The sequence below is a fragment of the Streptomyces sp. IBSNAI002 genome (assembly GCF_052244475.1).
Classification (GTDB): Bacteria; Actinomycetota; Actinomycetes; order Streptomycetales; family Streptomycetaceae; genus Streptomyces.
In genome coordinates this window covers 4797950-4816295 of the sequence record NZ_JBQPXG010000002.1, presented here as the reverse complement: position 1 = coordinate 4816295, position 18346 = coordinate 4797950, and the positions used below count along the sequence as shown (strand labels likewise).

Below are 18346 nucleotides of genomic sequence, written 5' to 3'. Positions count from 1 at the left end.
CCCAGAGGGCGGTCACCCCGCGTAGACTTCCGCGCGTGGCCAAGGTGACGCGGGATGACGTGGCGCGACTTGCGGGTACCTCTACCGCCGTCGTGAGCTACGTCATCAACAACGGACCCCGGCCGGTTGCCCCGGCCACGCGCGAGCGTGTACTCGCCGCGATCAAGGAGCTGGGCTACCGCCCGGACCGGGTCGCCCAGGCGATGGCGTCACGGCGCACCGACCTCATAGGCATGATCGTCCCCGATGCGCGGCAGCCGTTCTTCGCGGAGATGGCGCACGCGGTCGAGCAGGCCGCCGCCGAGCGCGGGAAGATGGTGCTCGTCGGGAACTCCGACTACCGCGACGAGCGCGAGGTCCACTACCTGAGGGCCTTCCTCGGCATGCGGGTCTCGGGCCTGATCCTGGTCAGCCAGGGCATGAGCGAACGCGCGGCGTCCGAGATCGAGGCGTGGGACGCGCGCGTCGTGCTGCTGCACGAGCGGCCCGAGGCGATCGACGACGTCGCGGTCATCACGGACGACATCGGCGGCGCCCAGATGGCGACCCGGCACCTGCTGGAGCACGGCCACGCCTACGTCGCCTGCATCGGCGGGGTCGAGAACACCCCGTCGGTCGGCGACCCGGTGGCCGACCACGTCGAGGGCTGGCGCCGGGCCATGCTGGAATCCGGCCGTTCGGTGGAGGGCCGGCTCTTCGAGGCCCCGTACAACCGGTACGACGCGTACCGGGTGGCCCTCGAGGTCCTGTCCGGCCCGGACCGTCCGCCGGCGATCTTCTGCGCCACGGACGACCAGGCCATCGGCGTGCTGCGGGCGGCCCGCGAGCTGCGGATCGACGTACCGGGCGAGCTGGCCGTCGCGGGCTTCGATGACGTGAAGGAGGCGGCCCTCACGGATCCGCCGCTGACCACGATCGCCTCGGACCGGCCGGCGATGGCCCGCGCGGCGGTGGACCTCGTCCTGGACGACGGCCTGCGCGTGGCGGGCTCCCGCCGCGAACGCCTGAAGCAGTTCCCGTCGGCCCTGGTGATCCGCCGCTCCTGCGGCTGCCGCTAGGCGGGCCGGGGCGGGGCGGGTTTATATCGGGCATACGCGGTTCTGTCGGGCTTCTCAGGCCAGACTCAGGAAGCTCTCATCATCGGCGGACAGAGTCATAGCCATGAACGAGAGCTTCCGCCGCGAAGGTGAGTACCCGCAAGAGCACCGCCCGACCCTGGCCGGGGCGGCCTACCCGCCGCCGCCCTCGTACCCGCCCGCCGCACCCGGCTGGCACGAAGCGCACGAACCCCCGGTCATCCGGGGCGAGACCGTACCCGCGTCCCCCGTCCCGACGGCCACCGAGACCGCTCCCCCGGCCCGCCACCGCGCCAAGAAGCCCGTCGCCCTCATCGCCGCCGTGGCCCTCGCCGCGGCCGTGGTCGGCGGCGGCACCGCGGCCGCCGTCCAGCATCTGATGGGCAGCCAGGGCAGCACCGGGGGCGGCGGCGTCAACGGCACCAACGTCTCGCAGTCCTACACCGGCACGGTCTCCGGCGTCGCCGAGCAGAACAGCCCCTCCGTGGTCCGCATCGACACCCGCACCGGCTCCGGCCAGGGCACCGGCTCCGGCATCGTCATCACCGCCGACGGCGAGATCGTCACCAACAACCACGTCATCAACGGCGCCTCCGAGATCCAGGTGACGATGAGCGACGGCAAGAAGTACACGGCCAAGGTCCTCGGCACCGACCCCGACAAGGACCTCGCCCTCATCAAGCTGCAGGGCGCGAGCGGGCTCAAGCCCGCCAAACTCGGCGACTCCGACAGCCTCAAGGTCGGCGACCAGGTCGTCGCCATCGGCTCCCCCGACCGCCTCACCGGCACCGTCACCAGCGGCATCGTCTCCGCCCTGGACCGCGAGGTGAAGGTCGCCAAACCGGAACAGCAGTCCCCGCAGCGGCAGGGCGACGGCTGGCCCTTCTCGTACGGCGGCCAGCAGTTCAACGGGAAGACCGGCTCGGACACGGCCTCGTACAAGGCCATCCAGACGGACGCCTCCCTCAACCCAGGCAACTCGGGCGGCGCCCTGTTCAACATGAACGGCGAGATCGTGGGCATGCCCTCGGCGATCTACTCCCCCAACAACGGCGGCGACGCCGGCAGCGTCGGCCTCGGCTTCGCCATCCCGGTCAACACCATCAAGGCCGACCTGGACTCCCTGCGCAAGGGCGGCCCCGGCGGGGCGGGCTCCGGCGGCAACAGCTCCGGCAACAGCTCCGGCAACAACGCCCTCAACGGCTACGGCGCCTCGTACTAGCACCGCGGGCACCGCACAGGCCCGGCGTGCGAGGCTGGGAGACGCCCACCCGCACCGAACACCACCCAGGGGGACCACCCGTGCAGTCCACCGAAGGCGACCAGCACCGCATCCTCGTCGTCGACGACGAGCCGGCCGTCCGCGAGGCACTGCGCCGCAGCCTCGCCTTCGAGGGGTACGCCGTCCAGACCGCCGTCGACGGGATCGACGCCCTGGACAAGGCGGCCTCGTACGCCCCCGACCTGATCGTCCTCGACATCCAGATGCCCCGCATGGACGGCCTGACGGCCGCCCGCCGGCTGCGCGCCGCGGGCGGCACCACCCCGATCCTGATGCTCACCGCCCGCGACACCGTCGGCGACCGCGTCACCGGCCTCGACGCGGGCGCCGACGACTACCTCGTCAAGCCCTTCGAGCTCGACGAGCTGTTCGCCCGCGTCCGCGCCCTGCTGCGCCGCAGCTCCTACGCGGCCCCGCAGGCGGGCGACGACGGCCCCGAGGACGCCCTGACCTTCGGGGACCTGCGCATGGACCTGGCCACCCGCGAGGTGACCCGGGCCGGGCGCCCGGTGGAGCTGACCCGCACCGAGTTCACCCTGCTGGAGATGTTCCTCGCGCACCCGCGCCAGGTCCTGACCCGCGAGCAGATCCTCAAGACCGTCTGGGGCTTCGACTTCGAACCCAGCTCCAACTCCCTGGACGTGTACGTGATGTACCTGCGCCGCAAGACCGAGGCGGGCGGCGAACCCCGCCTGGTCCACACCGTCCGCGGAGTGGGCTACGCCCTGCGCGCAGGCGAGAGCGGTCCCGAGTGAGCCCCGCCGCCAGATTCCGCGCCCTTCCGCTGCGCTCCCGCCTCGCGCTGCTGGTCACGGTCGCGGTGGCACTGGCCGTCGCGGCCGTCGCCGCGGTGTCCTGGGTGATGGTGCGCACCCAGCTCCGCGACCAGCTGGACAGCTCGCTGCGCGCCACCAACGCGGGCGCCCAGGCCAATCAGGTGTTCGACGCCTTCGGCGGCTGCGTGTCCGGCGACGCCCTGCCGGAACGGCCCGCGAACAACCTCAGCGCGCAGGTGCAGATCGTCCTGCCGGACGGCAGGACCTGCTGGGTCGACGGCAAGAACACCCTGAAGGCCACCGACATCGACCGACAGGTCGCCCAGCGCCTGCGCGGCCCGGCCCTCTACGACTCGACCACCTCCGACGGCGTCCCGGTCCGCGTCTACACCCAGCCCGCCCTGGTGAACCGGCAGCTCGCCGCGCTGTCCGTGGCCAAGCCGCTCGCCGACGTCGACAAGCCGCTGTCCACGCTGGCCTGGGTGCTGCTGCTGGTGTCCGGCATCGGCGTGGTCGGGGCGGGCGCGGCCGGGCTGTGGGTGGCCCGGACCGGGCTGCGGCCCGTCGACGAACTGACCGGGGCCGTCGAGCACATCGCCCGTACCGAGGACCTCACCGTCCGCATCCCCGACGAGGGCGACGACGAGATCGCCCGGCTGTCGCGGTCCTTCAACTCCATGACGGCCGCCCTCGCCTCCTCCCAGGACCGGCAGGCCCAGCTGATCGCCGACGCCGGCCACGAACTGCGCACCCCGCTGACCTCGCTCCGGACCAACATCGAGCTGCTGGCGCGCAGCGAGGACACCGGCCGGGCCATCCCGCCCGAGGACCGCAAGGAGCTGCTGGCCTCGGTGAAGGCGCAGATGACGGAGCTCGCCGCGCTGATCGGCGACCTCCAGGAGCTGTCGCGCCCCGACGCCGTCTCCCCCGGCCCGCTCGGGGTGGTGGCCCTGCACGAGATCGCCGGGGCCGCGTTGTCCCGGGCCCGGCTGCGCGGGCCGGAGCTGGACTTCAGCTCGGCCCTGGAGCCCTGGTACGTACGGGGCGAGGCGGCCGCGCTGGAGCGGGCGGTGGTCAACGTCCTGGACAACGCCGTGAAGTTCAGCCCGCCGGGCGGCGCGGTGGAGGTGACGCTGCGGGCCGGGGAGCTGCGCGTACGGGACCACGGTCCCGGCATCCCGGCCGAGGACCTCCCGCACGTCTTCGAGCGGTTCTGGCGCTCGCCGACGGCCCGCGCCCTGCCCGGCAGCGGCCTCGGCCTGTCGATCGTGGCCCGTACGGTGGCCCGCGCGGGCGGCAGCGCCGAGCTGCGGGCGGCGGCCGGCGGCGGCCCGGGCGCGGAGGCGGTGCTCCGCATCCCGGGGGCGCCGTCCCCGCCGCCGCCCGCGGCCTCAGTTGTGCCGGATCAGTGAGGCGACGAGGCCGGAGCGGGTGTTGGGGAAGTCCATCGGGACGATCCCGAGGCCGGTCCGGCCGGCCATCTCCCCGCCGTCGACGAAGCCGTGCACCTGCGGATTGAGCCGGTCGGAGTTCCAGCGCGGCGGCATGTAGGCGGCGGTGCTGACGTAGTTCACGAAGAGCTTGCCGGGCTGCTGGACGGCCTTGCGGAAGTGGTTCTCGATCCGGCCGCGCTTGGCGAAGGGCTCGGTGTTGTAGTCGTCCTGGATGTCGAAGACGTTGCCGTCGCCGTAGCGCAGGCCGGGCAGCCCGGCGTTGTCGGCGAGCAGCACCACCTTGCCGCGGGCCTGGCCGAGCGTGGGCAGGGTGTCGGCGATCCGGAACAGCGGCCGCCAGCCGCGGTGGTCGAGGTAGTCGTCGAAGACCGCGCGGAAGGTGGCGTCGCCGTCGGTGGAGTACTCCTGCTTGACGCGCATCAGGACGGTCTCGGACGGGCGCGCCGCGAGGAAGTTCCAGCAGGCGGCGAGCACGTCGCCGAACATGAGGTCCTGGAAGAAGGCCGCGTGGTGGATGGCGAAGGAGCCGCCCGTGACCCGGCAGCGGACGTCGAGGAAGCGGATGCCGGAGTCGAGCTGCTGGGCGATCGAGGTGTTCTGGCAGGCGACGTAGAGGCCGCCCTTGGTGGCGCCGGAGTCGTGGGTGCCGGGGATGGTCATCCGCTGGAGGGGCGTCGAGTCGCCGAGGCCCGCCATCCAGTCCTGGGTGCCGAGCGCGGCGGCCGCGGCGGGTGGCGCTCCGAGCCCGACGGCCGCACCCGCAGCCAGTGCTCCGGCCAGAAACGTCCGCCGGTCCAGTCCCGTGCCCATGCCCATGTCCGCCCCTTTGCCGACCCAGTGGTGGGACCGGATTATGGCGTGCGGAACCAGTCTTTACTACCCGTCGGTACAGCCGAACTTCGAGACAACCACCTTGCACATCAGGCGAGTTGGGGCAGAGTGCGGCAGACGGTCTAGCCGTCCAGCAGTTCCGTCATCGCGCGCAGTCCCCGGGCGATCGCCTGCCCGTCGGGCGTGTGCTCCGGGTCGGTCAGGTGCTGGACCATCACGCCGGTCAGCAGCGCGATGTGCACCGACCCGAGGGCCCGTACGTCCTCCTCGGTGACCGCGTCCTCGGGCACCCCGCGCAGCTGCGCGGCCGCCATGCGCCGGGACCGGCGCTGGCCCTCGGCCAGGGTGGCGAGCAGTTCGGGGGAGGACTGCGCGTGCACGAAGGCCTCGACGTTGGCGGTCCACAGCCACCGCATGTCGCCGAAGTCCCGGATCTTGCGGTCCCAGGTGTCGGCGTAGCGCTCCCCGGCGGTGGCGCCCTGACCGGTGAGCCGCCCGGAGCCCGCGGCCCATTCGTCCATCGCGGCGAAGAGCGCCTGGTTGAGCAGCGCCTCCCGCGAGCCGAAGTGGTAGCCGATCGCGGCCATGCTGACCTTCGACGCCGTGGCGATATCGCGCACGGTCGTGCGGAGGTACCCCTTCTCCTCAAGGCAGCGCCGGGCTCCGGCCAGCAGGTCCTCGCGATTTCCCATGGCGGGATCGTATCCGCGCCAGGAATTGGGCAAGCGCCCTAAACAACCGTATTGCACGCTTGCCCAAATCCTGGCAGGGTGGAGTCACCGGAAGATCCACGGACCCACGGGAGGCACGAGCCATGCGCCACGAGCTGAAGATCGACGACCGCACCCTCTCCTACCTGGACTTCGGCGGCACCGGCCGCCCGCTGCTCGCCCTGCACGGCGGCCTCTCCGAAGCGGCCGCCTACACCGGCCTGGCCGCCGCGCTCGGCGACGACTGGCGGGTCATCGCCCCCGACCAGCGCGGCCACGGCGACTCCGACCGCACCCCCGCGTACGACCGCGAGGGCTACGTGGGCGACGCCGCGGCCCTGCTCGAACACCTGGACCTGAGCGGCCCGGTCCCCGTGCTCGGCTTCTCCCTCGGCGGCGCCAACGCCTACCACCTGGCCGCCGCCCGGCCCGACCTGGTCTCCGCCCTGATCAACGTGGACTCCCCCGTGGAGTTCGTCCGCAAGGACGGCCCGGACGCCTGGGCCTTCCTCCACGACCTCCCGTACACCGCGCCGACCCGCGAGGAACTCATCACCGCCCTCGGCCCGATGGGCCCCACCTACGCCCCGGCACTGCGCCCCGAAGGCACCGGCTGGCGGCTTCCGTTCCACCCGCAGGACACCCTGGCCACCCTCGCCGGCGGCCACGGCGACCGCTGGGACGCCTGGCTCGCCAGCGACTGCCCGGCCCTGCTCATCCACGGACTGCGCAGCGAGGTGCTCCCCCGGGAGCAGGCCGACGCGATGGTCGCCCGGCGGCCCGGGACCTCGTACACCGCCCTCGACACCGAGCACTTCGTGCCCTTCCAGGACCCGGAGGGCTTCAACCGGGCCGTCCGCACCTTCCTCGCCACCCTCCGGTGACCGCGGGAACGCCGGAGGGGCGGCGGGCCGTCGGGCCCACCGCCCCTCCGGGCGCGCTCTACGCGGGTGTCGCGGGTGTGGCAGGTGCTACTTGACGACCGTGATCCGGTCCGCCGCCGGCGGGACGATCGGGTTCTCCGCAGTCGACTTGCCCAGGTAGGCGTTGAAGCAGTCCAGGTCGGGCGCGCCGACCAGCTTGTTCTTGTGCTCCTTCAGGACGGTGAAACCGTCACCGCCGCCCGCGAGGAACTCGTTCATCGCGACCCGGTAGGTCTTGGCGGGGTCGATCGCCGCGCCGTTCAGCTTCACCGAGTCCACGACGATGCGGTCCGCACCGGACTTGGTCATGTCGAGGGTGTACGTGAAGCCCTTCGACACCTGGAGGATCTTCGGGTTCGCACCGTTGACCGGACCGCTCACCTGCTGCTGGAGCGCGGTGATCAGCTGCGCGCCCGTCAGGTCCACCACGTTCATCATGTTGTTGAACGGCTGGACCGTGTAGGACTCGCCGTACGTCACCACACCGTCGCCCTCGTCCCCGGAGGCCTGGTAGGCCAGGTCGGCACGGATGCCGCCCGGGTTCATGACGGCCAGCTGCGCGCCGCCCTTGTCGGCCGGGGCGAGCGCCTCGAGCTGGGCATCGGCGATCAGGTCGCCGAGCGGCTTCTCCGGCGCCTCCGAGCCGCGGCCCGGGATGTCGGCGGAGATGAAGCCCTGCGGCCGGTTCGCGATCGGGGCCGCGAGCTCGCTCCAGCGCTGGATCAGCTCGGTCATGTCCGAGGCCTTGGGCTGGTCACGGGTGACGACCTTGTTGACCGGCTTCGGCGAGCTGACCGGCGTACGGACGATGTCCTTGGTCTGCCGGTCGTAGGTGAGCGTGGTGTCCGTGAACAGCCGGCCGTAGGAGGCGGCCGAGGTCACCATGCGCGGGTTGCCCGCCGGGTCCGGGATGTTGCAGGCGTACGCCTGGTGCGTGTGGCCGGTGACCAGCGCGTCGACCTTCGGGTCGAGGTTCTTGGCTATGTCCACGATGGGGCCGGAGATGCCGGCGCCCGCGCCCGGGACGTCGCAGTCGTAGTTGTACGCGCCGTTGGCGGGCAGACCGCCCTCGTGGATCAGCGCGACGATCGACTTCACGCCCTGCTTGTTCAGTTCGGCGGCGTACTTGTTGATCGACTCGACTTCGTCCTCGAACTTCAGGCCCTTGACGCCCTCGGCCGTGACGACGTCCGGAGTGCCCTCCAGGGTGACGCCGATGAAGCCGATCTTCACGTCCCCCTTCTTCCAGATGAAGGTGGGGTTCATCATCGGACGCTTGGTCTTCTGGTCCGTGACGTTCGCCGCGAGGAACGGGAACTCGGAGCCCGTGAACTCCTTGCCCGGCTCGAAGCAGCCCTCGACCGGGTGGCAGCCGCCGTACGCCATGCGGCGCAGCTCGGCCTTGCCCTCGTCGAACTCGTGGTTGCCGACCCCGGTGACGTCCAGGTCGAGCTTGTTCAGCGCCTCGATGCTCGGCTCGTCGTGGAAGAGCCCGGACAGCATCGGGCTGCCGCCGATCATGTCGCCCGCCGCGGCGGTGACGGAGTACTCGTGGCCCTTGCGGGCTTCGCGCAGGCTGGTGGCGAGGTATTCGACACCGCCCGCGGGTATGGCCTTGGTGGTGCCGTCGGCCTGACGTTCGCTCACGTTGCCGGAAGAGCCCTGCGGGGGCTCCAGCGTGCCGTGGAAGTCGTTGAACGACAGCAGCTGCACGTCGACGGTCCGGCTCTTGGCGGCACCGCCACCACTCGCGGCGCCGGCCGGCAGAGCGGCGGCGACCATCGCCCCGGCCCCTGCCGTGACGGCGAGAGCGGTGAGGGTCAACCGGCGGGTGCGGCGGTGCCGTTGTGGCGTCGCTGACATTTAGTCCCCTTTGTGGACAGCGAGACAAACTTGGGAGGTCCGCCGCAGCCTATTGTCAACGCGCGTAGCACGACAGGGGGTATCGGGTATCGAGGTGGTTACGCGCAGAAGACGGACCGCTGCCCGGGGCCGCACCCGCCGGGCCGCCCGCCGCGGTCGTAGGCTCAGGGCATGACTGACGCAGCAGCGGCCCTGGAGCCGGGACGGCAGATTGAGACCCTCGACGAGCTGACGGAGGAACAGGCCGCAGCCGTACTCACCCTGATCGAGGACGCCGCACGCACCGACGGCACCACCGCCGTGTCCGAACAGGGCCGCCTCCAGCTGCGCGGCGGGCCGCGCGAGGGCATCCGGCACTTCCTGCTCACCGAGGGCGGCCGGCTCTGCGGATACGGACAACTGGAGGACACCGACCCGGTCGAGGCCCCCGCCGCCGAGCTCGTCGTCCACCCCGCGCTGCGCGGCCGCGGCCACGGCCGGGCCCTGGGCTCGGCCCTGCTGGCCGCCTCCGGCAAGCGGATCCGGGTATGGGCCCACGGCGGCAAGTCGGCCGCACGGCACCTGGCGCAGGTGCTCGGGCTGACCCTCTTCCGCGAGCTGCGCCAGCTGCGACGGCCGCTCGGCCCGGACGCGCCGGCGCTGCCCGAGCCGGTGCTCCCGGCCGGCGTGACGGTCCGCACCTTCGTGCCCGGCTCGGACGACACGGCCTGGCTCGCGGCGAACGCGGCCGCCTTCGCCCACCACCCCGAGCAGGGCGCGCTGACGCAGCGGGACCTGAACGACCGGATCGCGCAGCCGTGGTTCGACGCGGCGGGCTTCTTCCTCGCCGAGCGCGCCGGAGAGCTGGTCGGCTTCCACTGGACGAAGGTCCACGCCGCCGAGCAGCTGGGCGAGGTCTACGTGGTCGGCGTCCGGCCGGGCGCCCAGGGCGGCGGCCTCGGCAAGGCCCTGACCGCGATCGGCCTGCGCCACCTCGCCACGGCGGGCCTCCCGACGGCCATGCTCTACGTCGACGCCGACAACCCGGCGGCCCTCTCCGTCTACGAGGGCCTGGGCTTCACCACCCACGAGGTAGACCTGATGTACCGCACAGAAAGCTGACCCGCACCCGCCGGACCAGGGGGGTCCCTCCGGAGTGTCTCCTCGGCTCGCGCACCAAGCCCCGGCTGCGAAGCGCATGCCCGCGCAGGACGCGAGGGGTATGGGGCCCCGCTGTCGACTGCCCCGCCGCCGGGGTTCGGGAGGCGAGGGGGGTGGGGCCGTGCAGGGGTGTCCCCGCAGGACGAGCGCGCAACCACGGCCGAGACCCTCGCAGCCAAGCCATGGTGCGCGAGCCGAGGAGACACCCCGGAGGGGCCCCGCACCCCTCGCCTCCCGAACCCCGGCCCCCACCAGCCCCGCCGGCGATTGAGGCGCGGGGCCCCGGGGCAGCGCCCCCGCAACAAAGCCGCACCCGCAACCCCCGGCCACGGCCCAGCCGCAAGCGCCGTGCACCACCCCGGACCCCGGAAGCCACGCGCCATTAACCAGCCATTCAGACGCGCTTGCGACCCTCCCCGCATGCAGCCCCGACTCCGACTGACGGCCGACCCGTCCGACGCGCCTGTCCTCCCGCTTGCGCGGAAGAATGGAGTCATGAGCCACAAGCCCAGCGCAGGCCCCACCGAGGTCCCCGCCCAGCACCCGTCCCACACCTCCGCCGCCCCCGCAGGAACGGCCCCCACGGGCACGCCGGGCACGCCGGGCAACATGGCCGTCACCGGAGCCCACGCACGCATAGGTTCCATCAGCGCGCACCGCCCGCACGTCGACCTCGAGCCCGACCTCGACGCCGACCTGGACGCCTACGACGACAAGGACGGCGGTGAGCTGCCGCCCGGCCGCTTCCTCGACCGGGAGCGCAGCTGGCTCGCCTTCAACGAGCGGGTGCTGGAGCTCGCCGAGGATCCGACGACCCCGCTCCTGGAGCGCGCCAACTTCCTGGCGATCTTCGCGAGCAACCTCGACGAGTTCTTCATGGTCCGCGTCGCCGGCCTCAAACGCCGCATCGCGACCGGCGTCGCCACCCGTTCGGCCTCAGGCCTCCAGCCCCGTGAGGTGCTGGACCTGATCTGGACCCGCTCGCGCGAGCTCATGGCCCGGCACGCCGCCTGTTTCCAGCAGGACATCTCCCCGGCCCTGGCCGAGGAGGGCGTCCACCTCATCCGCTGGCCGGACCTCACCGAGAAGGAGCAGGCGCGCCTCTTCACCCTGTTCCGCAACCAGATCTTCCCGGTGCTGACCCCGCTGGCCGTCGACCCCGCGCACCCCTTCCCGTACATCTCCGGCCTCTCCCTCAACCTGGCCGTCGTCGTGCGCAACCCGGTCAGCGGTCACCGCCACTTCGCCCGGGTCAAGGTCCCGCCGCTCCTCTCCCGCTTCCTGGAGGCTTCCCCGCAGCGCTACGTCCCGCTGGAGGACGTCATCGCCGCGCACCTGGAGGAGCTGTTCCCCGGCATGGAGGTGCTCGCGCACCACATGTTCCGCGTGACCCGCAACGAGGACCTCGAGGTGGAGGAGGACGACGCCGAGAACCTCCTCCAGGCCCTGGAGAAGGAGCTCATGCGGCGCCGCTTCGGCCCCCCGGTGCGCCTGGAGGTCGAGGAGTCCATCGACCCGGGCGTCCTGGACCTGCTGGTGCAGGAGCTGAAGGTCAACCCCTCCGAGGTGTACCCGCTGCCCGGCCCGCTGGACCTGACGGCCCTGTTCGGGATCGCCTCGCTGGACCGGCCCGAGCTGAAGTACCCGAAGTTCGTCGCCGGCACCCACCGGGACCTGGCCGAGGTCGAGTCTGCGTCCGCTCCGGACATCTTCGCCGCGCTGCGCGAACGGGACGTGCTGCTGCACCACCCGTACGACTCCTTCTCCACGTCGGTGCAGGCCTTCCTGGAGCAGGCCGCCGCCGACCCGGACGTCCTGGCGATCAAGCAGACGCTGTACCGCACCTCCGGCGACTCCCCGATCGTGGACGCCCTGATCGACGCCGCCGAGGCCGGCAAGCAGGTGCTCGTACTCGTCGAGATCAAGGCCCGCTTCGACGAGCAGGCCAACATCAAGTGGGCGCGCAAGCTGGAGGAGTCCGGCTGCCACGTCGTCTACGGGCTCGTCGGCCTCAAGACCCACTGCAAGCTGTCGCTCGTCGTGCGCCAGGAGGGCGACCAGCTGCGCCGCTACTCGCACGTGGGCACCGGCAACTACCACCCCAAGACGGCCCGGCTGTACGAGGACCTCGGCCTGCTCACCGCCGACCCGCAGGTCGGTGCGGACCTCTCCGACCTCTTCAACCGGCTGTCGGGCTACTCGCGCCGCGAGACCTACCGCCGGCTGATGGTGGCGCCCCGCTCGCTGCGCGACGGGCTGGTGGCCCGCATCGACAAGGAGGCCGCCCACCACCGGGCCGGCCGCCCCGCGTACGTGCGCCTGAAGATGAACTCGATCGTCGACGAGGCCCTCATCGATTCGCTCTACCGGGCGTCCCGGGCCGGAGTGCCCGTCGACATCTGGGTCCGCGGCATCTGCGCGGTGCGCCCCGGAGTACCCGGACTCTCGGAGAACATCCGGGTCCGTTCGATCCTCGGCCGCTTCCTGGAGCACTCGCGGGTCTTCGCCTTCGGCAACGGCGGCGAACCCGAGGTGTGGATCGGCAGCGCCGACATGATGCACCGCAACCTCGACCGCCGTATCGAGGCACTGGTCAGGGTCGCCGACCCGGCCCACCGCGCGGCCCTGGACCGGATGCTGGAAACCGGGATGTCCGACGTCACGTCCTCCTGGCACCTGGGCCCGGACGGCGAATGGACCCGGCACAGCACGGACGCGGAAGGCCAGCCGCTGCGGCACGTACAGGAGATGCTCATAGACGCCCGGAGGCGCCGGCGTGGCTCAGCCAAACCATGACCCGATGGCAATGACGGGATGCGCGGGTGACGTGCTGGGCACGTACCTGCGCACCCAGGCCACCGCCTTCTTGCGCGGGCTGCGCCTGCACGAGGAATGGGGGTCGCCCCGGACGGAGCCGGGGGGAGGGGCGGACGCCTCGGAAGGAAGCGATGCGGCGCGCAGCCTGCGGGGGGCGGCGCGCCGGATCAGCGGTTCCCTGGCCACTTTCCGGGTGGTGACCGAGTCCTCCTGGGCGGACGGGCTGCGCACCGAGCTGGTATGGCTGTCCTCGACCCTGGCCGACGAGCACGCGTACGCCGCCCGTCTGGCGCGGCTGATGGACGCGCTGCACCGGCTGTCGGGCTCGGCCGAGGTCCCGCCGCCGCGGGGGACGGCCGGCGCGCTCACGGTGGGCTCGGCGCGGGCGGGCGCGCTGCTGGAGCGGCAGCTGACCCTGGCCCGTACCCGCGCCCATTCGGCGACCCTGCAGGCCCTGGGTTCGGCCCGTTTCCACGCGGTGGCGGACGCGGTGGCGGTGCTGGCCTCGGAGGTCCCGCTGGATCCGGTCGCGGCCCGCGGCCGTATCGAGGACGTCCTGGTGCCGCTGGCGGCGGTGGCCGAAACCCGCCTGTCGGCGGCGGTCGGGGCGCTGCCGCCGGCCGAGGGCACGCACCCGTACGACGCGGACCGCGACGGGCCCTGGCACGAGGTGCGCCGCCTCCTGCGGGTCCACCGGTACGCCCGGGAGGCGCTGGGCGAGGACGTGGCGCGTGCGGCGGCGGCGGGCGAGGCCCTGGACCGGCACCGGGACGCGGCGGAGGCGGCGAACGCCTCGGCGACGGCGGCGCGCACCCCGCGGATCGCCCCGGCGACGGCTTACGCCCTGGGGATCCTGCACGCGGACCAGCGTCACGCGGTGGAGTCGGCCCGTTTCGACTTCCGGCAGATCTGGCTCCCGGCCCCGTCGGACCAGCGCGGTCACGTCGAGATAACGGCGGGGTAACGGAAGCTTACGTCCGTGGGCGGACCGGCCGGATCACACCGGGTCGTCCGCCACGGTTCACCATCCGTTCACTCGGGCCGGTCGGCCGCTTCACCTGATCTGACTAATTTCTGCTGTGCAAGGTGCGAGCCGCCCGGAGGTCCGAGCAGCTCAGCCGGGCAACCGACGTAGTCCTCTTCGCACGCCGCCCCGATACAGAAAGCGGCCGGCGGCTTCTGGAAGGAACACCCGAAAGTGAAGCTTCAGCGCAAGAACATGCTTCGTGCCTCCGCCCTCGGGGCGCTTGTCGTGTCCGGCGCCCTGGTCCTCACGGCGTGCGGCTCGGACGACAACACGAAGACCGCCGACGGCACGGCGAAGCCCTCCGCCGCCGCCGGCGACATCAAGTGCGACGACGCCAAGGGCAAGCTCCTGGCCTCGGGCTCGTCCGCGCAGAAGAACGCGATCGAGCTGTGGATCAAGAACTACATGGCCGCCTGCTCGGGCGTCGAGGTGAACTACAAGTCCTCCTCCTCCGGTGAGGGCATCGTCGCCTTCAACCAGGGCACCGTCGGTTTCGCCGGCTCCGACTCGGCGCTGAAGCCGGAGCAGGTCGAGGAGTCGAAGAAGGTCTGCACCGGCGGCCAGGGCATCAACCTGCCGATGGTCGGCGGCCCCGTCGCCCTCGGCTTCAACGTCGCCGGTGTGGACAAGCTGAACCTCGACGCCGCCACGATCGCCAACATCTTCAACGACAAGATCAAGAAGTGGGACGACGAGGCGATCAAGAAGCTGAACCCCGGCGTCACGCTTCCCTCGACCGCGATCCAGGCCTTCCACCGCTCTGACGACTCGGGCACCACCGAGAACGTCACCAAGTACCTCAAGGCCGCCGCCCCCGACGCCTGGCCGCACGAGGCCGCGAAGAAGTGGGCCGCCCCGGGTGGCCAGGCCGCGTCCGGCTCCGCCGGTGTCGCCGCCCAGGTCAAGCAGGTCGACGGCGCGATCGGTTACTTCGAGCTCTCCTTCGCCAGCTCGCAGGGCATCAAGACGGTCGACCTGAACACGGGCGCCGCCGCCCCGGTCAAGGCCACCGGTGAGAACGCCTCCAAGGCCATCGCCGCCGCCAAGGTCGCCGGCACCGGCTCCGACCTGGCCCTGAAGCTCGACTACACCACCAAGGCCGAGGGCGCCTACCCGCTGGTCCTGGTGACCTACGAGGTCGTCTGCGACAAGGGCAACAAGCCGGAGACCCTGTCGACGGTCAAGTCCTTCCTGAACTACACCGCGTCGGACGCGGGCCAGAAGGTGCTCCTCGAGAACGGCTACGCGCCGATCCCGGCCGAGATCAACGCCAAGGTCCGCGAGGTCATCACCAAGCTCGGCTGATTTCCGAACCCTCCCGGTGCCGGGCGGATCCGGGGTCTCCCCCCGATCCGCCCGGCGCCCGGGAACCCTCCCCCTCCACCCGGGGGAATCCGGTGCACCGCCGCCAGGGGGCCTGCCCCCCACACAGACCGGAAAGACCATGGCTTCCACCACACCCACCCAGATAGACACGGCTCCGCCTGTCTCCAAGAGCAAGGGATCCACCGGCCGGGCCGGTGACAAGATCTTCGCCGGGCTCTCCAAGGGCTCCGGCATCCTGCTTCTGGTGATCATGGCGTCGATCGCCGCCTTCCTCACCTACCGCGCCACGATCGCCCTGTCGGAGAACGAGGGGAACTTCCTCACCACCTTCGACTGGAACGCGTCGGCCAACCCGCCCGTCTTCGGCATCGCCGTCCTGCTCTTCGGCACCGTCGTCAGCTCGATCATCGCGATGGTCATCGCGGTTCCGATCGCCGTCGGCATCGCCCTGTTCATCTCGCACTACGCGCCGCGCAAGCTGGCGGCCCCCCTCGCCTACGTGGTCGACCTGCTGGCCGCCGTGCCGTCGATCATCTACGGCATCTGGGGCGCCCTGTTCCTCGTCCCGCACCTGGCGGGGCTGAACCTGTGGCTCGACGAGTACCTCGGCTGGACCTACGTCTTCGAGAAGACCCAGGTCGGCGTGGCCCGCTCGCTGTTCACCGTCGGCATCCTGCTCGCGATCATGATCCTGCCGATCGTGACGAGCGTCAGCCGTGAGGTCTTCCTCCAGGTCCCGCGCATGAACGAGGAGGCCGCCCTGGCCCTCGGCGCGACCCGCTGGGAAGTCATCCGGATGTCCGTGCTGCCCTTCGGCCGCTCCGGTGTCATCTCCGCCTCGATGCTCGGCCTCGGCCGCGCGCTCGGCGAGACCATGGCCGTCGCGACCGTCCTCTCCCCGAGCTTCCTGATCTCGTTCCACGTCCTCAACCCGGGCGGCGGCACCTTCGCGCAGAACATCGCGGCGAAGTTCGACGAGGCCAACGAGTTCGGCCGGGACGCGCTGATCGCCTCCGGTCTGGTCCTCTTCCTGCTCACCCTGCTGGTCAACGGTGCAGCCCGGCTGATCATCGCTCGCCGCAAGGACTTCTCGGGGGCGAACGCCTGATGAGCCACGCACTCCAGGACCAGCGGCCCGCCCGGGCCCCGAAGTCCGCCGCCCCGGCAAGCCTCACCCGAGGCGGCCTGCCCCGCTGGGCCCCGGCCGCCATCGCGGTCCTCTCGCTCGCCCTCGGCAGCGGCATCGGCCTCGTCTTCGGCCTGCACAGCAAGGTCCAGTGGGGCCTGCTCGCGGCCCTCCTCTTCATCGCCGTCACGTACACGGCCAGCTCGGTCGTCGAGAACCGCCGCCAGGCCAAGGACCGGGTCGCGACCTCCGTCGTGTGGGTCTGCTTCGTCCTCGCGGTCATCCCGCTGCTGTCCCTCATGTGGACCACGGTCAGCCGCGGCATCGGCCTCCTCGACGGTGCCTTCCTCACCCACTCGATGAACGGCGTGACCAGCTTCGACGAGGGCGGCGGCGTCTACCACGCCCTGCTCGGCACCATCGAACAGGTCGCCCTGGCCACCCTGATCGCCGCGCCCATCGGCCTGCTGACCGCCGTCTACCTGGTCGAGTACGGCAAGGGCTCGCTCGCCAAGGCCGTGACCTTCTTCGTCGACGTCATGACCGGCATCCCCTCCATCGTCGCGGGCCTGTTCATCCTGACGACCTGGAACCTGATGCTCGGCTTCGGCCCCTCCGGCTTCGCCGGCGCCATGGCCCTGTCGATCCTGATGATGCCGGTCGTGGTGCGCTCCACCGAGGAGATGCTCAAGCTCGTCCCGAACGAGCTGCGCGAGGCCGCCCTCGCCCTCGGTGTGCCGAAGTGGCGCGTGATCCTCAAGGTCGTGCTCCCCACGGCCATCGGCGGCATCTCCACCGGTGTCATGCTGGCAGTGGCCCGCATCGCCGGTGAGACCGCGCCGATCATGCTGCTGGTCTTCGGCTCCCAGCTCATCAACGGCAACCCCTTCGAAGGCGCCCAGTCCTCGCTCCCCCTCTACATCTGGGAGCAGTACAAGGTCGGCAGTGAAGCCTCCTACGACCGGGCATGGGCCGGAGCGCTCGTCCTGATCGCCTTCGTCATGATCCTCAATCTGGTGGCCCGCGGCATCGCCCGCTGGAAGGCCCCGAAGACCGGTCGCTGACGCGACTGTATGAAAGCGAAGTGACCCCTCATGGCGAAGCGAATCGACGTCAGCGGACTGTCCGCCTTCTACGGCACCCACAAGGCCATCGATGACATCTCGATGACCGTGGAGCCCCGCTCCGTGACGGCCTTCATCGGCCCGTCCGGCTGCGGCAAGTCCACCTTCCTGCGCACCCTGAACCGCATGCACGAGGTCACCCCCGGTGGCCGCGTCGAGGGCAAGGTGCTGCTGGACGACGAGAACCTGTACGGCGCCGGCGTGGACCCGGTCGCGGTCCGCCGGACCGTCGGCATGGTCTTCCAGCGTCCGAACCCCTTCCCCACCATGTCGATCTTCGACAACGTGGCGGCGGGCCTGCGCCTGAACGGCTCCTTCAAGAAGTCCGAGCTCTCGGACATCGTGGAGAAGTCCCTCCAGGGCGCCAACCTCTGGAACGAGGTCAAGGACCGCCTGAACAAGCCCGGCTCCGGTCTCTCCGGCGGCCAGCAGCAGCGTCTGTGCATCGCCCGCGCCATCGCGGTCGAGCCGCAGGTCCTGCTGATGGACGAGCCCTGCTCGGCCCTGGACCCGATCTCCACCCTCGCCATCGAGGACCTGATCGGCGAGCTCAAGGAGCGCTTCACGATCGTCATCGTGACGCACAACATGCAGCAGGCGGCCCGCGTCTCGGACCGCACCGCCTTCTTCAACCTCTCCGCGGTCGGCCAGCCCGGCAAGCTCATCGAGATCGACGACACGGACCGGATCTTCTCCAACCCGTCCGTCCAGGCGACCGAGGACTACATCTCCGGCCGCTTCGGCTAGACCGACCGGACACCACGCGGCTGAGCCGCGTGCCCACAGACGTCCTGCGGTGCTGCATGGCGGTGCCACCGCAAGGCGAAAGAAAGAAAAGGGCCGGCTCCCCCTGGGTGGGGGGAGCCGGCCC

General features: G+C 71.3%; 15 protein-coding genes. 12 read left to right on the top strand and 3 right to left on the bottom strand.

Annotated features, from left to right (window positions below):
* The first annotated feature begins 35 nt into the window (after positions 1 to 35).
* The 4 genes from ACTVZO_RS23330 to ACTVZO_RS23315 all read left to right on the top strand — a co-directional run bounded on the left by ACTVZO_RS23330 (position 36) and on the right by ACTVZO_RS23315 (position 4546).
* A complete protein-coding gene (locus ACTVZO_RS23330; protein WP_443300235.1) occupies positions 36 to 1058 on the top strand; it encodes a LacI family DNA-binding transcriptional regulator in 1023 nt (340 codons plus the stop codon).
* Between the two features lie 103 nt (positions 1059 to 1161).
* Positions 1162 to 2298, top strand: a complete 1137-nt coding sequence (locus ACTVZO_RS23325) for a S1C family serine protease (RefSeq protein ID WP_443300234.1) — start codon at positions 1162 to 1164, stop codon at positions 2296 to 2298.
* An 80-nt stretch (positions 2299 to 2378) separates the two neighbouring features.
* Positions 2379 to 3113 (top strand): response regulator transcription factor, encoded by a 735-nt coding sequence (locus ACTVZO_RS23320; RefSeq protein WP_443300233.1) that lies wholly within the window; start codon positions 2379 to 2381, stop codon positions 3111 to 3113.
* Positions 3110 to 4546 carry a sensor histidine kinase gene (locus tag ACTVZO_RS23315; RefSeq protein ID WP_443300232.1) on the top strand — a complete coding sequence of 479 codons (1437 nt, stop codon included), beginning with the start codon at positions 3110 to 3112 and terminating at the stop codon, positions 4544 to 4546. The genes ACTVZO_RS23320 and ACTVZO_RS23315 overlap by 4 nt, the downstream gene beginning before the upstream one ends.
* Here ACTVZO_RS23315 and ACTVZO_RS23310 read toward each other — a convergent pair.
* Positions 4526 to 5404, bottom strand: coding sequence for a phosphatidylinositol-specific phospholipase C (locus ACTVZO_RS23310; RefSeq protein ID WP_443300230.1), 879 nt, complete (start codon positions 5402 to 5404; stop codon positions 4526 to 4528). The two genes, ACTVZO_RS23315 and ACTVZO_RS23310, sit on opposite strands and share 21 nt — an antisense overlap.
* A gap of 137 nt (positions 5405 to 5541) precedes the next feature.
* Positions 5542 to 6111, bottom strand: coding sequence for a TetR/AcrR family transcriptional regulator (locus ACTVZO_RS23305; RefSeq protein WP_443300229.1), 570 nt, complete (start codon positions 6109 to 6111; stop codon positions 5542 to 5544).
* 122 nt (positions 6112 to 6233) lie between these two features.
* Between ACTVZO_RS23305 and ACTVZO_RS23300 the strand changes: the two genes are divergently transcribed.
* A complete protein-coding gene (locus ACTVZO_RS23300) occupies positions 6234 to 7013 on the top strand; it encodes an alpha/beta fold hydrolase (protein WP_443300228.1) in 780 nt (259 codons plus the stop codon).
* A gap of 87 nt (positions 7014 to 7100) precedes the next feature.
* Here the strand turns inward: ACTVZO_RS23300 and ACTVZO_RS23295 are convergent, their stop codons facing one another.
* Complete coding sequence (locus ACTVZO_RS23295) at positions 7101 to 8915, bottom strand: bifunctional metallophosphatase/5'-nucleotidase (RefSeq protein ID WP_443300227.1); 1815 nt, start codon at positions 8913 to 8915, stop codon at positions 7101 to 7103.
* A gap of 171 nt (positions 8916 to 9086) precedes the next feature.
* Here ACTVZO_RS23295 and mshD point away from each other — a divergent pair, with 171 nt between their 5' ends.
* From mshD to pstB, 7 genes are all read left to right on the top strand, one after another.
* On the top strand, positions 9087 to 10016 hold the full coding sequence (gene mshD / locus ACTVZO_RS23290) for a mycothiol synthase (RefSeq protein ID WP_443300226.1): 930 nt from the start codon (positions 9087 to 9089) through the stop codon (positions 10014 to 10016).
* 534 nt (positions 10017 to 10550) lie between these two features.
* Positions 10551 to 12851, top strand: a complete 2301-nt coding sequence (locus tag ACTVZO_RS23285) for an RNA degradosome polyphosphate kinase (RefSeq protein ID WP_443300225.1) — start codon at positions 10551 to 10553, stop codon at positions 12849 to 12851.
* Positions 12852 to 12855: 4 nt separating this feature from the next.
* Positions 12856 to 13836: a CHAD domain-containing protein gene (locus ACTVZO_RS23280; RefSeq protein ID WP_443300224.1), complete on the top strand. Its 981-nt coding sequence runs from the start codon at positions 12856 to 12858 to the stop codon at positions 13834 to 13836.
* Between the two features lie 234 nt (positions 13837 to 14070).
* Positions 14071 to 15204, top strand: a complete 1134-nt coding sequence (pstS, locus tag ACTVZO_RS23275; RefSeq protein WP_443300223.1) for a phosphate ABC transporter substrate-binding protein PstS — start codon at positions 14071 to 14073, stop codon at positions 15202 to 15204.
* Positions 15205 to 15343: 139 nt separating this feature from the next.
* Positions 15344 to 16333, top strand: a complete 990-nt coding sequence (gene pstC / locus ACTVZO_RS23270) for a phosphate ABC transporter permease subunit PstC (protein ID WP_443300222.1) — start codon at positions 15344 to 15346, stop codon at positions 16331 to 16333.
* Positions 16333 to 17415: a phosphate ABC transporter permease PstA gene (pstA, locus tag ACTVZO_RS23265; RefSeq protein WP_443300221.1), complete on the top strand. Its 1083-nt coding sequence runs from the start codon at positions 16333 to 16335 to the stop codon at positions 17413 to 17415. Before pstC ends, pstA begins: the two co-directional genes overlap by 1 nt.
* Positions 17416 to 17445: 30 nt before the next feature.
* Positions 17446 to 18222 carry a phosphate ABC transporter ATP-binding protein PstB gene (pstB, locus tag ACTVZO_RS23260; protein WP_384218461.1) on the top strand — a complete coding sequence of 259 codons (777 nt, stop codon included), beginning with the start codon at positions 17446 to 17448 and terminating at the stop codon, positions 18220 to 18222.
* Positions 18223 to 18346: the final 124 nt, after the last annotated feature.